Genomic DNA, 17,080 nt, shown 5'->3' on the forward strand with positions numbered 1-17,080 from the left:
GTACAGTCGGGTTGACGGAACAATTGATCATCCTGCATCCTGGACGGGCGAAGGTCGCACCTTCGTCCGTCCTTGCGCTTCTGACGAGTTCATCTTCTGGCACGCAAACGCCTGCACGGGCGCTGCTGCATGGCGGAGGGTGAACCACTTACTGGCGCTCATGATTCGGTTCCCGACCGTCATGGCATAGCGAATTCCCTCCTGGAGGGTCGCCTTTGTTTTAACGTCACGGATCTCGGCGCCGATATGCACCAGTGTCTGGGCGATCTCCGGGCTGATACCGGTCAAAACCACCTGTGCGCCCAGCATGCGGACTGCCTGAGCAGCGCGCAGGAGCACTCCGGCGACCTGGGTGTCAACGACTTTCACGCCAGTGATGTCTATCAGAGCGACGTGCGCCTTATACTCGGACACGCCGTTCAGCAAACTCTCCATAATCTGTTGCGCACGAGCCGAGTCGATCACCCCAATCAATGGCATCACCACCACCCCGTCGGCGATTGGCATCAACGGCGTGCTCAGTTCGCGGAGGGCGGCCTGCTGAGCTTGAATAATCTGCTCCTGCATCGCCACCCGTTCGCGCTCGGCGCGACGATGAGCCGTGACGTCGCGAGCCAGCACAAGGGCGCTATCCTGGAGCGGTACCATCCGCGCTTCGTACTCTTCGATCTGTCCCATAAACTCAATTTGATACTCATACACCTGCATTTCGCCGGTGCGTTTGAGACACTCGAGATGGGAAAGCGCCTGGGCTGCAAGCGGCGGTGGAAGCACCTCATTGACGTGGCGGTTGAGAAACGCCTCTGGCGGCAAGAGCAGCTTATCAGCCTTGTAATCAAGAAAGATGCCATCAGCGCTCAGCACGAACATCAGATCGGGTATTGCCGCCAGCAGAGCGCGATTCCGTTGCTCGCTCCGGCGCAATTCTGTTTCGGCTTGCAATTGGGAAGTCATATCACGGTTGACCAGAGCATAGGCGATGAGGTTGCCCTGGTGATCGCACAACCCGATTATTCCCGTATGGACTGTTATCAACGTTCCGTCACTGCGCACGTAGCGAACAATGTCCCATGCCGCCTGACCACGCTCTGCTGTTCTGGCGGCTGTTACCAGCGTCGCGTGATCGTCTGCGCACACCAGTTCGACAACCGACCGCCCGACCAGCGACGGCTCGTCGAGCATGGCATTGAATGCATGATTGGTATACGTCAGTCGAAGATTCTGGTCGACGATCGCAAAGCCGTCAGGCGAGTTCTCAATGAACAGCCGAAAAGCGCGCTGCGTCTCTTCCTGCCGTTTCATTTCAGTGATGTCGTGCGTGATGACAGTTATCGATTGGAGGCGTCCTGTATCATCCCTGTGGAATGTCATTCTCCAGAGCATATGGAAGAGAGCGCCGTGACGATGAACGACTCGAATCTCCTCCGAAAGATGTCGCTGTTGGTTCGCGCTCCGTTCCGAAAACCATTGCCGCACTTTTTCATGATCATCAGGATGGACGAACGCTGTCACCGGTTGACCAGGACACGCGGCTGGCGCCACCCCAAAGTAGGTGGAGGCTGCCTGATTCACGCAGGTAAAGCGACCGCCAGGATCAACTTCGAACATAAGTTGATTACTGGTCTCCACAATACGCTGCAAACGTTCCATCTGCGCCAGGCAGTCGGTGAGAGCAACAGGGTTAGCCGGATCGGGGACGCTATCGGCGATGTTCATTCCTTAACCTCTCCTCTCAGACGTCACAGGGTCATACTTCGGCGCATACGCCAGAAAGAACATTCACGGCATTATTATAGAATCGATTTTAGAAAGTTTCGCAAGCATGCTGCCGCTGCACACGAGAGACTATCGTGATGTGTGTTCTCGCTTGTGAGAACCGCTATAAACGCTCAATCTTCATGAGCCCCACGGCACGCGGCGTATATCGGATGAAACGCTCAATCTTCATCAGCCCGCAGTCTCTGCATGCGGGCGGGGACGCCCGCGCACCCAGGATGCACGTGGTGCGATCATTCTGCAGATCGCTATAAGATATGGAAAGTCAGGCGACAAAGGTCACCTGATCGCGCGCAACCGCGCGGTCAGGTCTTTCTGCATCGCCACGGTCGTGCGCTGCATAGCGGGCAGGTCGCGTGTGAAGACCGGCGCCGGTTGCCCGACCGTGCGGTAGAATGCCGTCACCATCGGTTCGATCTGCGCGACGCTGGTTGTCCAGATTGCCTGGAACCGGCGTGAGACGCGATGCGGCGCACACTGTTCCTCATCGTATGCCACCAGCGCGGCGGCGCATGTCGGTCCCCAGGCGATCACGATCCACTCGTGCACCAGGGGCCACTCTGCTTCCAGCGCAACCGGGGTGACATTGGGCAATTCAGGAGGTGTTTCATCCGGGAAGCCCAGCACAAACGCCTGCGCCAGGCGCGGCGCTATGTTCCGGTAGCGTCGGATCTGGCGGCGATAGTTCGAGAAACGCTGGAATGCCGCGATCAGGTGCGTCCCTGGGGATTGAGCGGCGTAATCTTCGATCAGGAAACTCAACGCCAGCATCATGCTGCGGCTGTGGAGCGTCTTCCGCTGTTCCTCGACGAACGATGCGAAACTGAAGCGGTCAAGGGCGTCGGAGCGTGGCCGATCTGATAGAGCGAGAGGTTGCATTGAGGCGTCTCCTATCGGGTAGATGTCGGTCGTGGACGTGCAGATGTTCCGGGCAGCGTCAGGGCTTGCCGGGACGTCCATCGTTGTGCATTGACTTCGCTGGCTATTGATCTGCATATCTATTATACCCATGTGGGGCGCCGGAGCATTACCAAAAACATTATGCCTGGATGAGAAACGACCGCGTGTCGTGCAGCGCTGCGGTTCCCCTCTGGTATAATGCCCCATCCATCAGCAGAATATGGCTGTGGACTGCTGGACACGGGAGGTGTCTGTGACGATTAAATCCGACCGCTGGATACAGGCGATGGCGCGTGAGCGCGGCATGATCGAACCATTTGTTGCCGAACAGGTGCGCGGCGGCATCATTTCATATGGGCTGTCCTCCTATGGCTATGATATGCGCGTCGCCGATGAGTTCAAAGTGTTCACCAATGTCTTCAACACGCTGGTAGACCCGAAGCATTTCGATCCGCGTTCATTCGTCGATGTGCGCGGTGATTATTGCGATATTCCGCCCAATTCGTTCGCTCTGGCGCGTTCGGTCGAATATTTTCGCATTCCGCGCAATGTGCTCTGCATCGTGCTCGGAAAGAGCACCATCGCCCGCTGCGGCATTATTGTGAATGTGACGCCGCTGGAGCCGGAGTGGTGCGGGTATGTGACCATCGAGATCTCGAACACAACGCCGTTGCCGGCGCGGATCTACGCCAATGAGGGGATCGCTCAGGTGCTGTTTCTAGAGAGCGACGAGCCGCCGCTCGTGTCGTATGCCGACAAAGCGGGCAAATACCAGAACCAGACGGGGGTTGTGCCGCCGCGGTTGTAGCAACTTTCCTTATGAGCAGGATGATGACTGCGATGGGATCAATGCAACGGCGCGCGCGATGATGTGACGGATTTGCTCATAACCGACGCGCTCTTCCGCCTCGTGGGGCGGAAACCATCCCACGGCTGTGATCCCCTCGGCGGCTTCGGGGACGGCGTCGCTGCCATCGGCGTGCAGGAGAAAGAAATCGACGCGCTTCAGGTACGACGCCCCCTTCTTCTGCACCGGGTAGGTGATCGTACCGACAAATGCGCCTGACTTGCCACCCATTCCGGTCTCTTCGCGCACCTCGCGCACTGCCGCTGCTTCGGCGCTCTCGCCTGCTTCCAGGTGACCCTTGGGCAACGTCCATTTGCCATACTGGTCGTGGATCAGCAGAATGAGCAGTTGACCGTGCTCATCGTAGCGATAGACGACGCACCCTGCCGCGTCGGGATGATTGTTCATGCGTTGTTCCTTCTGCGAGATTGTCTACTGCCCAAAGAAGATGCGTTGCACCCACTGCTCCAGGCTGAGCGCCCACTGCGCCAGCGGGGTGCGCTGGGTCCATTCGCTCAGCGCCGTCAGTTGCCCGGTTGCCAGCAGTAACCCCATGAGAACGAGCAGCGCCCCGCTGATCAGGCTGGTGGTGTGCAGGTGGAGGGTGTACCCGCCGATGCTCAGGGTGAATCCGCGCCCGCGCAGCGCTTTCCAGACAGGCGAGCCAGTCCCCAGGCGACTGAAGAAGGTCGCTACGATGATCAATGGCGATCCCAGCCCCAGCGCATAGATGAACGACAGCACCGCACCCTGGAGGATGGCGATCCCCTGTGTTGCCAGCAGGGTGAGCAGCGCTCCCAGGATCGGACCGACGCACGCGGTCCATCCCAGTGCAAAGGTTGCGCCGTACAGATACGATCCGGCGATGCTCGCCGATGGACGCGACAGGATCTGAACGCCGCTGAACCCTTTGCCCAGCATGCTGAGGACTCCGAAGATGATGATGATCACCCCGCCGATGAAGGTCAATGTCTCCAGGTTGCGAAACAGCAACTGACTGAGCGCCGTCGCCGTCGCGCCCAGCAGCACCATTGTCGTCGCCAGCCCCAGAAAGAAGGCGACGGTCATCATCACAATGCGCTCGCGTTGCGCCTGAAACGTGAACGCGAAATAGGCGGGCAGTATCGGCAGCGTGCAGGGCGAAAGAAAACTGAACACGCCCGCCAGGAATGCAGCCGGCGCCAGAATGAGCATGCTGGCGCCACGCGGCGCAACCGGGTTGCTGCTCCCCTGGCTCAACAGCGCAATCGCTGCCAGCGCCAGCGCAATGCCGAGACCGATCAACAATGCGCGCCACGGGAAACGCGCTTCTGAAGATGTGGTTGCCGGGTTTGTGTTGTGAACAGACATCTCTCTACCTTTACATTATGTCATCGGAGCCAATTGGCAATTGTGTCGGCGACCTCCTGCCCACTCCTGATCGCCAGGTGAATGCGTCCAAGCCCAACAGTATAGTCGCCAGCAAAGAATAGCCCGGTTTGGGTCGTGTTCAACACCGCCGGGTTAGCCATTCCATCCGGCAGGGCGTAGCGCCATCCCTGACGATCATACCACAGCGGCTGGCGCAGATCCTCCCCAAGCGCCATACTGACGATCTCGATCACCGCCGACGCCAGTTCCTCAGCAGGCGCATCCCACTGCTGCATGCTGAAGGGTCCTGCCATTTGCGCGATCAGCAGACTGTGACCGGGTGGACAGCGCTCTGATCCTTTCGTGTGCTCAAGCGCCAGCCAGGCCATGGGATGCTGCCGATCAACATTGACCAGGGCGTAAAACGGCCGCTCGATCGGTCGATTGTACGCCAGGGTCATTGTCAGGCAGCGTCGATACGGCACGTGAATCAGTTCGCGCACCAGCATATCGCGCAGCGGCGGGTCAAAATCGCTCATCGCCAGGATTTCTGCGGTCTGCGGCGCCGGCGGTGTCAACAACACTGCATCAGCGGTTCCGACGTGCGCACCCTGCGCGTCGAACAGCATCCAACGCGCGCTTCCCGCTTCCCGACGCAGCGCAGTAACACGCGTGTCCAGGCGCACGTCGAGGTCGGCAGCGAGTAACTTTCCCAACCGGTTGAGACCACTGGCATAAAACCAGGATGGTTCGGCATTGAGTGTCAGGTCGCCCTCAGCGATTGTCCCATCGGTGTGGAAGACATAGACCGGGCGATCCATGCGTCGCAACTCTTCGATGGGAAGTTCGGCGGTCAACAGATGTTCCATACTGGCATCCGGTGCCTTGATGACCTGTGCACCGTGGTCAAAGACAAACCCATCGCGACGCCGTGTGGCAACGCGCCCGCCGAAGCCGCGGCTCTTCTCATAGATGGTGATCATCAGATCGGGTCGTCGCCGACGCATCTCACGCGCTGCGCTGAGACCGGCCATCCCGGCGCCAACGATTGCCAGGTGCATGATCTTCTCCTCTTATAACCGGATATCCGAGGGTTATCGATCTGGCGGGTGATGTCCGAAAAGCGTGATATGCTCTCTGAGAATCCTACCACAAGAATGTTTGCTGTGCAGACGTTGAACGTTGAAGGTTGAAGGTTGGAACGTTGAAGGTTGGAAGGTTGAACGTTGAAGGTTGGAAGGTTGAACGTTAAGGTGGTACTATACTGATGCAGGAATCCGGTCGGTATGTGAGGAAGGCGCATGACGGTCGAAGCGCACGCCAATTCATTGAAAATCACGCGCAGCGACGGGCTGGAAGTCGATCTGGTGCCGCTTCAGGGACTCTGGACCGAGCAGCAGTACCTGCGATTGACCGAACAGACCAACCATCTGATCGAGTTTACCGACGGCGCCATCGAGGTGCTGCCGATGCCGACCAGTCGCCATCAGACGATTCTGTTGCTGCTGTACGAACGTTTCAAGACGGCAGTGCAGCCGACAGGCGGGAAAGTGCTGGTGGCGCCGCTGCGTCTGCGGCTGCGTCCAGGCAAGTTCCGCGAACCCGACATTCTCTTGTTGCGCTCTGCCGGTGATCCCCGGTATCAGGACGCCTTCTGGCTCGGCGCCGATCTCGTCATTGAGGTTGTCAGCCCTGACCGACCGGAGCGCGATACTGAGGAAAAGGTGCGCGACTACGCCGAAGCAGGCATTCCCGAATACTGGATCGTCAATCCGCTCGATGAGACGGTAACGGTTCTTACGCTAGAAGACCAGGCGTATGCGCTGCATGGCATCTTTCACCGGGGTCAGCGCGCAATCTCAAAACTGCTCGACGGATTCGGCATCGAGGTTGATGAGATTTTCGATGCACAATAGCAAGGATATGTCTATGCGTTTCAGATTGCTGATATTTCTTCTGCTGGCGCTACTCCTCGTCGCATGCGCGCAGCAGCCGACACGTTCCGGTCAGGTGACGCCGGTCTTTGCCTTCACCGAAGCGGTTGTGGGTCCGAACCGCATTGCGCTGGGTCTGATTCGCGATGGTTCGCCGGTCAATGATCCGGGTGCGAAGATTCACCTGCGCTTCTTCGATCTGAACGATACCAGTTCACCGGTCAGATTCGAGACCGATGCGATCTACTACGGTCAGGGGCTTCCCGCAGCCATCTACGTCGCCTATCCGACGTTCGACCGGGCGGGGAGTTGGGGGATCGAGGTGCAAACAACCCTCAGCGGTCAATCAGAACCGACGGTCGCACGCCTGCGTCTCGAAGTCAAAGAACGTTCGGATGTACCGAATGTCGGCGATAAGGCGATACCTGTCAAAACGTTGACTGTGCGTGATGTGCCCGATCCGTCATATCTTTCGTCTGGTCGGGTCGACGATCTTTCGATGTACCAGATCAGCCTGGATGCAGCGTTGCAGAACGGCAAGCCGACGGCGCTGCTGTTTGCGACGCCAGCGTTCTGTCGCACGGCAGTGTGCGCTCCCAGCCTGGGTGTGATGCAGGAGTTGCAGAAAACCTACGGCGATCGCATCAACTTCATCCATGTCGAGGTTTTCCGCCATCCGTTCCGTGAGTCGTTCGAGGCGCAATCCGCAGTCTTCCAGAAACTGGCGCAGGAAGGGCGCGCCCCCACACTCGAAGAGCGCAACGTAGGGCTTTCCGATCCAATGATCGCCTGGGGATTGCAATCGGAACCGTGGTTGTTCCTGATCGACGCGAATGGCACGATTGTCGCCCGGTATGAGGGGGGCATCACCCGTGAGGAAATGACCCCAGCACTGGAGAACCTGATCGCTGGCAGACCGCCGCGGGGCGGGAGTTAAAGGTTGTAAGGTTGTAAGGTTGAAGGTTGTAAGGTTGAAGGTTGTAAGGTTGAAGGTTGAAAGTTGGAACGTTGAAGGTTGAGGGTTGAAGGTAGGAACGTTGAACGTTGAAGGTTGAACGTTGAACGTTCAACGTTCACCCCCCCCGCTGCCTGCACAAATGCCTGGAACACCCGCGACCAGCGTGGATCGGCGCCGTTCCATAGCATCTCCGGGTGGCATTGCACGCCTACGACCCATGCCGATGATCCTGCTTCGACCGCTTCGATGACGCCATCCGGAGCGCGAGCAGTGACGCGCAACGCTGACGCGACGTCGCGCAGCGCCTGGTGGTGCAGCGTATTGACCATCGCTTCGGTTGCACCGAGCAGATCCGCCAGCCGTGAGTCGGAATCGATAAGGACCGGATGCGCCAGGTATCGCATGTCCTGCCGGTCGGTCGACTCATTATGGTTCAGAGCGCCTGGAATTTCTGAAGGGATGTCCTGGTATAACGTGCCGCCACACGCGACATTCAGGAGTTGAATACCGCGACAGATCGCCAGGATCGGCTTCCCATCCTGGAGCGCACGTCGGGTCAGTTTGATCTCGACATCGTCCTGCAACGGATCGGGGTTGCCCAGTCGCGGATGGCGCGGGGCGCCGTAGGATGCGGGATCGATATCTTCACCGCCAGCCAGGAGCAATCCGTCGATCTGCTGGTAGAGCGTGTTCAGCACATCATCATTTGTGGTGAGATGGATGAGCATCGGGGCGCCTCCGGCTGCTTCGACTGCCTGGAGATAATCAATAACGTTCCCGTAGATTTTGGGAAACCAGGCGTCGTCTCGGGCAAAGTGGGCGATACCAACCAGGCATGGAACGCCGATGATCGGGCGGTGCGCGTGAGACACGTGAAACTCCTTGAGCAGTTTTTTATTAGATATATTGTACCATCTCGTTCTGCATTCGGATTTGACACCCGTGCCAGCAGCGACTATGATCCGCGCGCAGTGCACCCGAAGGAGTGAGCCATGCGTCTGGTCACCTTTCAGTTCGTTGATCGTCAGCCGCGGGTTGGCGTGCTGCTCGGCAGTGCCGTTATCGATCTGGCGGCAGCGGCGCCGCTCGTCTTTGAAGATCCGCCCCAGCCGCCCTGGAGTCTGCTCGATGTGCTGGGTGGCGTGCCGGACGGTATGGGGCTCGATGGCGCGGCGGAGATCGTAGCGGCGGTGATCGATCAGATCGGCGGTGTGGATGATGAGCATCTCGTTCTACAGTCCGGTTCTCTGATGATCGGCGGCGTCGAGATGCTTATCCCGCTCGACGAGGCGCGCCTGTTGCCGCCATTGCCGCGCCCTTCCAGCCTGCGCTGCTTTGAATCCAGCGAACAGCACATGGCGGCGCTTGCCCGTCTGCACGGCGGCGGGATCCCCTATTTCTGGTATGAACGACCACTCTTTGCCTTTGGCAATCACGCAGCCATGTATGGTTCCGAAGCATATGTGCCACTCCCACGCACCGTCGCTTTCGATTATGAACTCGAGGTGGCGTGCGTTATCGGTCGCAGCGGACGCGACATTTCCCCTGAAGAGGCGGGCGATTACATTGCCGGGTATCTGCTGCTCAACGACTGGACGGCGCGTGACGTCCAGCGCGAGGAACTGATCGCCGGGTTCGCCTTCAGCAAGAGTAAAGATGCAGCGACCTCCATCGGTCCCTGGCTTGCCACGCCGGACGAACTCCAGGAATATGCCCTCGACGATGGTCAGTTCAATCTGACCCTGATCGCTCGCGTCAACGGCGTCGAACAGTCGCGTGGCAACCTTCGCGATCTGACGTACTCTTTTGCCCAAATGATTGCGATTGCTTCCGAAGGGTGCACCCTGTTCCCCGGCGACATGATCGCCTGCGGCGCGATTGGCGGTTCACTGCTCGAGGCGACCAATGGACAGGGACCCTGGCTCGAACCTGATGATCTGGTCGAGCTTGAGGCTGGCGGGCTGGGTATTCTCCGCAACCGCATTGTCGCCTGAGATCCCCCTTGTGAACAACGTGCAGCGATACGTCTGGTTCCATGGCATTACGCTGATCCTGGCGGCGCTGCTGACGGCTACCGTCGCAACCGCCATCACCCATCCGCCAATGTGCGACGTCGGCGCTGGCGAGGATGTCGGGTGCGCCCGTGGCTTCGAGACGCGCGAGCGCGACGGGTACGGTTCGTTTCGCTGGACAGACGGCGATGCACGTGTGACGTTGATCGCTTCTGGTTATGGTGCGCCGGGCATCGTCGAGATCGTCATGGCAGCGCCTCGTCCTCCTGAAACGCCGTCCCCATCGATTACGCTGTCGGTGGCCACAACATCGGTCGCGGTTACGCCGTCGGATGCCCCTCGCCGTTACCTGCTGCTGCTTCGCCCTGATCCGCTCGCGGGTGAGGCCTTCCACATCACGATTCGGAGTGATACATGGAAACCGCCCAACGACCGCCGCAATCTCGGCGTGCTTGTCTATCATGCTGGCGTGGCATCTTCCCGGTCGCTGGCGCTTCCATCGGTGCAGCATATCCTCGCATTGCTGGCGATCGGTCTGAGCGTCAGTCTGGTTGGGCGCAATGCCATAAGCCTGATAGGGCGAACCACGGTTGCGCTGACAGTCATTGGGGGGTGTGGCGTGCTATGGGTCTGGCTGCCGGCGCGCACCGTTCCGTTTTTCCCGTTCTATGCGGTGCTGTTGGGGAGTGTGGCGCTCCTGTTTGCCTGGCTGGAACGTCGGGAACCGCGCCATGTGCCGACGGCGGATCTTCGACCTGCGCTCCTGGCAGCGTCCGGCGGCGTGGCGCTCGATGCGCTCCTGGTGGCAGGCGTTGCGCGGGGGGAGTGGAGCGTGCCAGTGATTGCAGCGCAGGCGGCGTGCGTCGTGTGGGGCATGTGGCACAGTATCGGACGAACCCTGACGCTTTCCGGGGTGCTGCGGATCGCACTGGTCGTTCGTCTGACGGCGCTGACAACGCGGTTGCTCAGTGGGGAGATCGGCAGCGATCCGGATGTTGAACTTTTCTACAACTACGGACGCGCGACACTGGAGTTGGGACTGCCGGTGGTCGAGTACCCTTCCGGCGCGTTGATCCCCTGGGCGATTCTGGCGCTGCCCGCGAGCCGTGAACTGTTTGCCCTGGCACTGCCGCTCTGCAACACAATCGCCGACCTGGTTATCGTCTTGGCGATCTGGAGCATGAGTGAGCGGCGTTCTTCAGCCAGCGGGAATACCGGGCTGGCATGTTTCTATGCGCTCTCGCCGCTGTTGCTCCCCTTCTGGCACGGCAAATATGATCCGTTGCCAACGGCGTTTCTGGCACTTGGGCTGATGGCATACACGTATGGTCGCATGGTGTGGAGCGGTGCGGCGCTCGGTATCGGCGGCGCGCTGAAGTGGACGCCCTGGCTGGCGGCGGCAACGCTGGCGCTGGGGATGCTCCGCTCGCGTTCTTCGCGCGCTCCTGCATCGTTGTGGGCATTTGCAGCGGGCGGTATGATGGCAGTGGCAGCGACCTCGATCCCATTTGCGCTGATCGACTGGGATCGCTTTCTGGCGCCATACACCCTGCAAGGCGGGCGCGCCATTACCGGTGAAAGCGTATGGTTTCTGGCAGTGTTGATAACTGCACCAGATCATTGGGCGCGTCTTCCGGCGCCGTGGGGATCGGTGGAAACCGGCGGGACGATGATGGGGATCGCCATTGGCGTGCAGGGTATTGTCCTTGCGAGCCTGACCCTGAGCGCACTGCGTTTTCCATCATTGGCATGGCGTCCGGCAGCATTGGCGGCGCTGACACCAGCGGCATTCCTGCTGCTGAACCGGGTATTCAGTCCGCAATACATGGTGACCATCACGGCGGCGCTGCTGATCGCCTGTACCATCGTTGGTCAATCGCCACGCCACACGCGCGGAATTGTTGTGCTGTTGACCATTGCCCAGGCAGCCAATCTGCTGATCTGGCCCAACACGGTTCCGTGGTGGCCCCTGCCGTCGGCGGTGCTGTTTGCGGTTGCTCTGGCGGCGCTGGCGTGGCTTACGGTCATGACGGTGCGAAAGGGACGCGCCGCCGATTGAAGCGGCGGCGCGCCGGGCAATAGAAAGGGAAGAACGAAAGCTGCCTTCCACCTGTCACCTTCCACCGACCACCTTCAGCGTCCAACCTCCAGCGCCATCGGAAATGCCCCAATCTGCAACATCATCGCCGAGCCATCGTAACTCCACCAGGCCTCGGCAATCTTGCCATTGGCAAATCGCTCAATCGTGATACCGTGCAGGGTGACGGCATTGTAGCTGGGAGGGATCGACCCGAAGAACCCGGTGTGCGTCCCCGTCCATTTCCAGCGAATCACAACCCGATCACCTTCAGCAATCAGGTCCTCGATCGTCATGTGCATATCCGGGAACGCGATGCGCAACCGCTCGATCCAGCGCTTGAGCGCTTTCGCGCTGCGCACCTGTTGCGCCGATGGATCGTGGTTGATGAAGTTGTGATCAAAAACGTCGTCGATGACCTCCAGGCGTCCCTGATTCCACACCGCTTCGGCGGCATATCGCGCAATCGCGCGATGGGCTTCGACATACATTGGCAGGGCCTCCTTTTTGTGCTGACATTGCACACCAGCGACGTTGCCGGTGCTCCGCAGGCGCGTCATTGCAACTCTGTCAACCGCCAGAGTATGGTGTTCTCTAACTCTGCGGCATCACCCATCTCGGGTTACGTCAGAGGCATATATGCGTGAGGGATGACTGGCCGCATTCTGGGCGGAGTCATCCCTCTACCATTGTATGATACTGCATGATCGCGGGGCGTGGGTAGAGTTATGATGATAGAATGTAATCATTTCGTAACCATATTGAACCGGGAACGCAGCGCGTGCTGCCGTGGTGCAGAACGCGAGGCTCGCCAGAGAACGACAGCGCGTGTGCTGTGAGGAGCGCCTGAAGCATGAAAGTGATCATCATCGGCGGCGGCATCGGCGGGTTGTGTACCGCCCTGGCTATGAGAACCCAGGGCATAGATGCGGTCATCTACGAACGCGCCCCTGAGCCGGGCGACGTCGGCGCCGGATTGATGCTCTGGCCCAATGCAATGAAGGTCTTGTCTGCACTCGGCGCAGGCGCCGCAGTTATCGCAGCGGGAGCGCGACTGATCCACTCCCGGCTCTGTACGGCGAATGGCAAAACGCTCTACGAAGGGCGTCTCGACGAACTGGAGACCCGGGTTGGTACGCCGGTTGTCGCAATCCATCGCGCCGCCCTGCACCGCATCCTCGCAGAAGCATTGGAAACCGGCATGCTCAGGTTTGCGATGCCCTGTGTCAATGTCGTACAGCACGCCGATTCGGTCACCGTTCAGTTTGCAAACGGCGCATCCGACAGCGCAGATCTCCTTGTTGGCGCAGATGGGATTCGCTCGGCTGTGCGCAGGCAGATGTTTCCCCACATTCAGCTGCGTTATTCGGGATATACCGCCTGGCGCGGCGTTGTGGAGACAACCGATGAAGCCGCGCTGGGTGTGACAACTGAGATATGGGGAATGGGTGCGCGTTTTGGAATTGTGCGTGTCGACCGAAGCCGCGTCTACTGGTTTGCGACGTATAACCAGCCAGCTGGCGAAATCTCCTCTCCAGAAGAGCGCAAAGCAAAACTGCTCAGTATATTCAGAACCTGGTGCGCTCCTGTTCCACATCTGCTGGAAGCCACCCCTGCAGCAGCGATCCTGCACAACGATATCTACGATATCCGATCCTTTGCACCGTGGAGCCGGGAACAGGTTACGCTGCTGGGGGATGCTGCACATCCCACGACCCCCAATATGGGACAGGGTGCATGTATGGCAATTGAGTCGGCGTATGTACTGGCGCGCGCATTGGCGCAAGAACCCGGTCTCCCATCCGCTCTCCATCGTTATGAAGCCGAACGCCGCGCTCGCACGAGGTGGGTGACGAACACATCGTGGTCCATCGGTAGAGGCGCACAAATAGATCATCCCGCCTTGTGTCTGTTGCGCAACTGGCTGGTCAGGTCGCTGCCAGCCAGCATGTTCCAATCACTCCTGTGGCGTGCGGCTGGATACGATGTCACAGCGTCATAGAATGATCGGCGAGTGTGGTACAATGCCTGGAAACGAATCGCTCCTGTTGTTGTACCTGCAAAAACCCAGGTTCTCAGTTCTCGGTTCTCAGTTCTCGGTTCCTGGTTCTCGGTTCCTGGTTCTCGGTTCTCAGTTCTCCACCACCGTGAAACATCATCTCTCGCTCCTCGTTGCGCTGCTTGTGGTCGCCGCCTGTTCCGCCGCACCCGTCGATCCGCCGACGCCATGGTCTCCATCGCCGATCCCTGCATCACCCACCGCCGATGTCTTCACCGACTACTGGACGCGCTCCGATGGCGCGGCTACCCTCGGTGAACCCGTCAGTGCGCCGATTTTCCTCGACGGGACGCCGACAAGAGTATACCGTCGCGGCTTGATCGCAGTGCGTCCCGATGGATTGACTGCGCTTCCCCTGCCGTCTGGTTGGGCGCATGGTCCTCCCGCCGAACTCGGACAGTTGCCCGCCTCACCATGGCGCGCAACGCTGACGGCGCCAGCCGGTGCGCTACCGCTGACCCCTGTCGAGATTCGGATTGCAGCGCCGGGCTACCATGGTCGTGCGGTTCTGTATCTCTACGATGGACGGGCGCGCCGGATCGAACGCCGGGCGATCGACATCGTCAACGGAGTTGGGACAGTTGCCGTACAGCCGGGCGGCGCAACCGGCGCACACAGCGCCCTGCTGATCATCGATGGCGCAATTGCAGGCGGTTCAAGCCATCTCTACACGCTCGATGCCGAAACGACGCTGATAACCGGTCAGGAGCGCTTTGATGCCCTCTACCCCATGATTCGTCGCTTCATGGAACAGTGTGTGCTCGAATACGACCTCGACGGCATACCGGTGCGCGGGTATCGGTCGCCCGACAACCCGTTGCTCTGGTTGCGCGATCACACCTACCAGGCGCGCGGATTTCGCTATTTCGAGAAGGATGTCACCAGCCTGATCGATGCCTTTCGTCGCGCTCAGCGACCCGATGGCAGTTTCCCGGATTTTCTTGCGCGCCCATCAATCGGCGTGCTGCATCCACTGCGCAAAGAGGTCGAGGCGGATGTTGAGTACCTGTTCATCCAGGCGGTGTACGAAGCCTGGCAGGCAACCGGCGATGACGCCTGGCTGCGAACCAATCTCGATGCTATGCGCCGGGCTGTGCGTTATACCATGAACGATCCGCTTCGATGGGACGTACAACACCGATTGGTCAGGCGCCCCTATACCATTGACACCTGGGATTTCGCCTACGGTCCAACCACGACCGATCCAACCACCGGAAAACCGGCGCCGCGGCACTGGATCGACGATCAGACGATCTGGGGCATTTTCCATGGCGATAACACCGGTCTGGCGCACGCGCTTGAATTACTGGCGCGGATCGAAGCGCGGGTCGGCGACCCGGCGCTGGCGCACCAGTGGCGTGCCGAAGCGGATGGAATCATGGAGCGCCTGAACGCGCTGAGCTGGAACGGACGATTCTACACCCACTTTGTGCCGCTGGAACCGTTCGATGTGCCTGGCGTTGATGAAGCCGCTCAACTCAGCCTTTCAAATGCATATGCGCTAAACCGTCAGGTTCTGAGTCGCAACCAGGGGCGGGCGATTGTTGACGAATATTTCAGGCGCGGGTTGCGGCGCGGCGAGACGTTTGCCGAATGGTACAGCATCGATCCGCCGTTTCCGCCAGGCAGTTTCGGGCTTGCCGGGCGTCCTGGCGAGCGTCCCGGCGAATACGTCAACGGCGGATTGATGCCGCTGGTCGGCGGCGAACTGGCGCGCGGCGCGTTCCGCTATGGCGCGGAGCGCTACGCTTTCGAGATCCTGCACCGCTACTATTTTCTGATCAGCACCACCGGCGCGTCCTACCTCTGGTACTACCCCGCCGGTAATCCAGGCATCTCCGGCGAGGACACGCTGCCAACCGATGGATGGGGCGCATCGGCGATGCTCGGCGCGTTGATCGAGGGTGCAGCAGGCATTGAAGACCGTGGCGCGCTGTATCGGGAGGTAACGCTCAGCCCGCGCTGGATCTTCACCGGTGACGTGGATCAGGCGCAGGTGACGGCGCGCTATGCCGCCTCCGACGGATATGTCGCCTACCGGTGGCGTCGGCTGGAGAGCGGCGTCGAGATCCACGTGACCGGGTCAGGCGAGCGCATCCATCTCCGTGTGCCGCTTCCCGAACACGTCACTGCGCCATCCCTGGTTATGTTGAACGCCGTGCCGCAGGACTACGCGATTGAAGATGCGAACGGCAGCCGCTACGTCGTGTTTGATCTGACGGCGCCGTTTGGGAAGGTACAGGTGTTGTGGGCAACCGGGAGCCTACAGCCTATCCGTCTCGGGTGAGCGCTCTTTCCGGCGGAACGGACTGGTTACCACCGCAGTCGCCGCCTCGAGACGCAACTGAACCATTGCCGACATCCAGATAAACGGACGCGCCATCAGTTGCGCCGGACCGCGCAACGGTGTGCGCGCTACAATCACCGTCAGGATCAGAACCCCGGCGGAGATGGCGAACTGCGTCATCTCTTCGATGTGAATATGCCAGACCTCTTCCGCCAGCAACTCCGCGCCGATCGCCATGAGAAGCAGAAATGCGCCTGTCTGCAACGCCGGCTCCCACGAGATCATACGGGTAAAGATCGTGGCAGCGAACCGCATCACCAGAATACCGATCGCCACCCCCAGCATCACCACCCAGAACTCGTCCGACAGCGCCACGGCTGCAATCACATTATCGATACTGAATGCCAGGTCGGCAAGTTCGATTGCCAGCACGGTCGACCAGAACCCGCCACGCACGCGAGACAGTTCCTCCTGCCCTGTTTCGGCGCGGTGTGCATGGTAAAGTTCGGCAAAATGGTGAATTGCCAGGTAGACCAGGTACGCCGCACCGATAATGCGCAACCAGGGCACATGGATAATGATGCTCGCCAGCGCCAGCATCAACCCGCGCCCGATATACGCGCCGAGCAGACCGACCTTGAGCGCTGCCTCCCGCTGATACCCCAATACATGCTGAGACCACTCTGTCAGAAAACGGAGCGGCTGGGGCCAGGGAATCGGCTCATCGTGGGGGAGGTGCGCCACCATTGCCCCCAGCACAGCAGCATTGTCGATCGACAGAATGCCTTCCAGAAAGATGAGCTGAATGATAATCGTTACCGCAGCGATGTCCATGGTCACCTTGCGCTTTCTGTGTGTTCAGACGCGCCTGGCTGGTGCG

15 protein-coding genes are annotated in these 17,080 nt (G+C 59.8%); 7 read left to right on the forward strand and 8 right to left on the reverse strand.

Annotated elements, in window-relative coordinates:
* Positions 1–27: 27 nt before the first annotated feature.
* Both ROSERS_RS21665 and ROSERS_RS21670 read right to left on the reverse strand, forming a co-directional pair.
* Positions 28–1,716, reverse strand: coding sequence for a PAS domain S-box protein (locus ROSERS_RS21665; protein ID WP_011958879.1), 1,689 nt, complete (start codon positions 1,714–1,716; stop codon positions 28–30).
* 339 nt (positions 1,717–2,055) lie between these two features.
* Entirely contained in the window at positions 2,056–2,655 is a 600-nt protein-coding gene (locus tag ROSERS_RS21670; protein WP_011958880.1) for a DICT sensory domain-containing protein, read from the reverse strand.
* A 274-nt stretch (positions 2,656–2,929) separates the two neighbouring features.
* Between ROSERS_RS21670 and dcd the strand changes: the two genes are divergently transcribed.
* Positions 2,930–3,484 (forward strand): dCTP deaminase, encoded by a 555-nt coding sequence (gene dcd, locus ROSERS_RS21675; protein ID WP_041334294.1) that lies wholly within the window; start codon positions 2,930–2,932, stop codon positions 3,482–3,484.
* A 9-nt stretch (positions 3,485–3,493) separates the two neighbouring features.
* On the opposite strand, the gene ROSERS_RS21680 is transcribed toward dcd, so the two are convergent.
* Genes ROSERS_RS21680 through ROSERS_RS21690 form a run of 3 tightly spaced genes read right to left on the reverse strand, consistent with a single transcriptional unit; the run spans position 3,494 to position 5,934 of the window.
* Positions 3,494–3,931 (reverse strand): NUDIX hydrolase, encoded by a 438-nt coding sequence (locus ROSERS_RS21680; protein WP_011958882.1) that lies wholly within the window; start codon positions 3,929–3,931, stop codon positions 3,494–3,496.
* 24 nt (positions 3,932–3,955) lie between these two features.
* Positions 3,956–4,873, reverse strand: coding sequence for a cytochrome c biogenesis CcdA family protein (locus ROSERS_RS21685; RefSeq protein WP_011958883.1), 918 nt, complete (start codon positions 4,871–4,873; stop codon positions 3,956–3,958).
* A 20-nt stretch (positions 4,874–4,893) separates the two neighbouring features.
* Positions 4,894–5,934, reverse strand: coding sequence for an NAD(P)/FAD-dependent oxidoreductase (locus ROSERS_RS21690; protein ID WP_011958884.1), 1,041 nt, complete (start codon positions 5,932–5,934; stop codon positions 4,894–4,896).
* Positions 5,935–6,174: 240 nt separating this feature from the next.
* Between ROSERS_RS21690 and ROSERS_RS21695 the strand changes: the two genes are divergently transcribed.
* Together ROSERS_RS21695 and ROSERS_RS21700 are read left to right on the forward strand one after the other, a co-directional pair.
* On the forward strand, positions 6,175–6,789 hold the full coding sequence (locus ROSERS_RS21695) for a Uma2 family endonuclease (protein ID WP_011958885.1): 615 nt from the start codon (positions 6,175–6,177) through the stop codon (positions 6,787–6,789).
* A 13-nt stretch (positions 6,790–6,802) separates the two neighbouring features.
* Positions 6,803–7,744, forward strand: coding sequence for a TlpA family protein disulfide reductase (locus ROSERS_RS21700; RefSeq protein ID WP_011958886.1), 942 nt, complete (start codon positions 6,803–6,805; stop codon positions 7,742–7,744).
* Here ROSERS_RS21700 and ROSERS_RS21705 read toward each other — a convergent pair.
* Positions 7,741–8,637 (reverse strand): gamma-glutamyl-gamma-aminobutyrate hydrolase family protein, encoded by an 897-nt coding sequence (locus ROSERS_RS21705; protein ID WP_011958887.1) that lies wholly within the window; start codon positions 8,635–8,637, stop codon positions 7,741–7,743. The two genes, ROSERS_RS21700 and ROSERS_RS21705, sit on opposite strands and share 4 nt — an antisense overlap.
* A gap of 120 nt (positions 8,638–8,757) precedes the next feature.
* Here ROSERS_RS21705 and ROSERS_RS21710 point away from each other — a divergent pair, with 120 nt between their 5' ends.
* The gene (locus ROSERS_RS21710; RefSeq protein ID WP_011958888.1) at positions 8,758–9,759 is read left to right on the forward strand and encodes a fumarylacetoacetate hydrolase family protein; all 1,002 of its coding nucleotides are present in this window, start codon (positions 8,758–8,760) and stop codon (positions 9,757–9,759) included.
* A gap of 10 nt (positions 9,760–9,769) precedes the next feature.
* Positions 9,770–11,836, forward strand: a complete 2,067-nt coding sequence (locus ROSERS_RS21715; RefSeq protein ID WP_011958889.1) for a glycosyltransferase family 87 protein — start codon at positions 9,770–9,772, stop codon at positions 11,834–11,836.
* A 74-nt stretch (positions 11,837–11,910) separates the two neighbouring features.
* Here the strand turns inward: ROSERS_RS21715 and ROSERS_RS21720 are convergent, their stop codons facing one another.
* Complete coding sequence (locus tag ROSERS_RS21720; RefSeq protein ID WP_011958890.1) at positions 11,911–12,345, reverse strand: ester cyclase; 435 nt, start codon at positions 12,343–12,345, stop codon at positions 11,911–11,913.
* 362 nt (positions 12,346–12,707) lie between these two features.
* On the opposite strand from ROSERS_RS21720, the gene ROSERS_RS21725 reads away from it, so the two are divergent.
* Entirely contained in the window at positions 12,708–13,856 is a 1,149-nt protein-coding gene (locus tag ROSERS_RS21725; RefSeq protein ID WP_011958891.1) for an FAD-dependent monooxygenase, read from the forward strand.
* A gap of 145 nt (positions 13,857–14,001) precedes the next feature.
* A complete protein-coding gene (locus tag ROSERS_RS21730) occupies positions 14,002–16,200 on the forward strand; it encodes a hypothetical protein (RefSeq protein WP_011958892.1) in 2,199 nt (732 codons plus the stop codon).
* On the opposite strand, the gene ROSERS_RS21735 is transcribed toward ROSERS_RS21730, so the two are convergent.
* Positions 16,177–17,034, reverse strand: a complete 858-nt coding sequence (locus ROSERS_RS21735) for a TerC family protein (protein WP_011958893.1) — start codon at positions 17,032–17,034, stop codon at positions 16,177–16,179. The two genes, ROSERS_RS21730 and ROSERS_RS21735, sit on opposite strands and share 24 nt — an antisense overlap.
* Positions 17,035–17,080: the final 46 nt, after the last annotated feature.

Source organism: Roseiflexus sp. RS-1 (assembly GCF_000016665.1).
In the GTDB taxonomy this organism is placed as follows: Bacteria; Chloroflexota; Chloroflexia; order Chloroflexales; family Roseiflexaceae; genus Roseiflexus.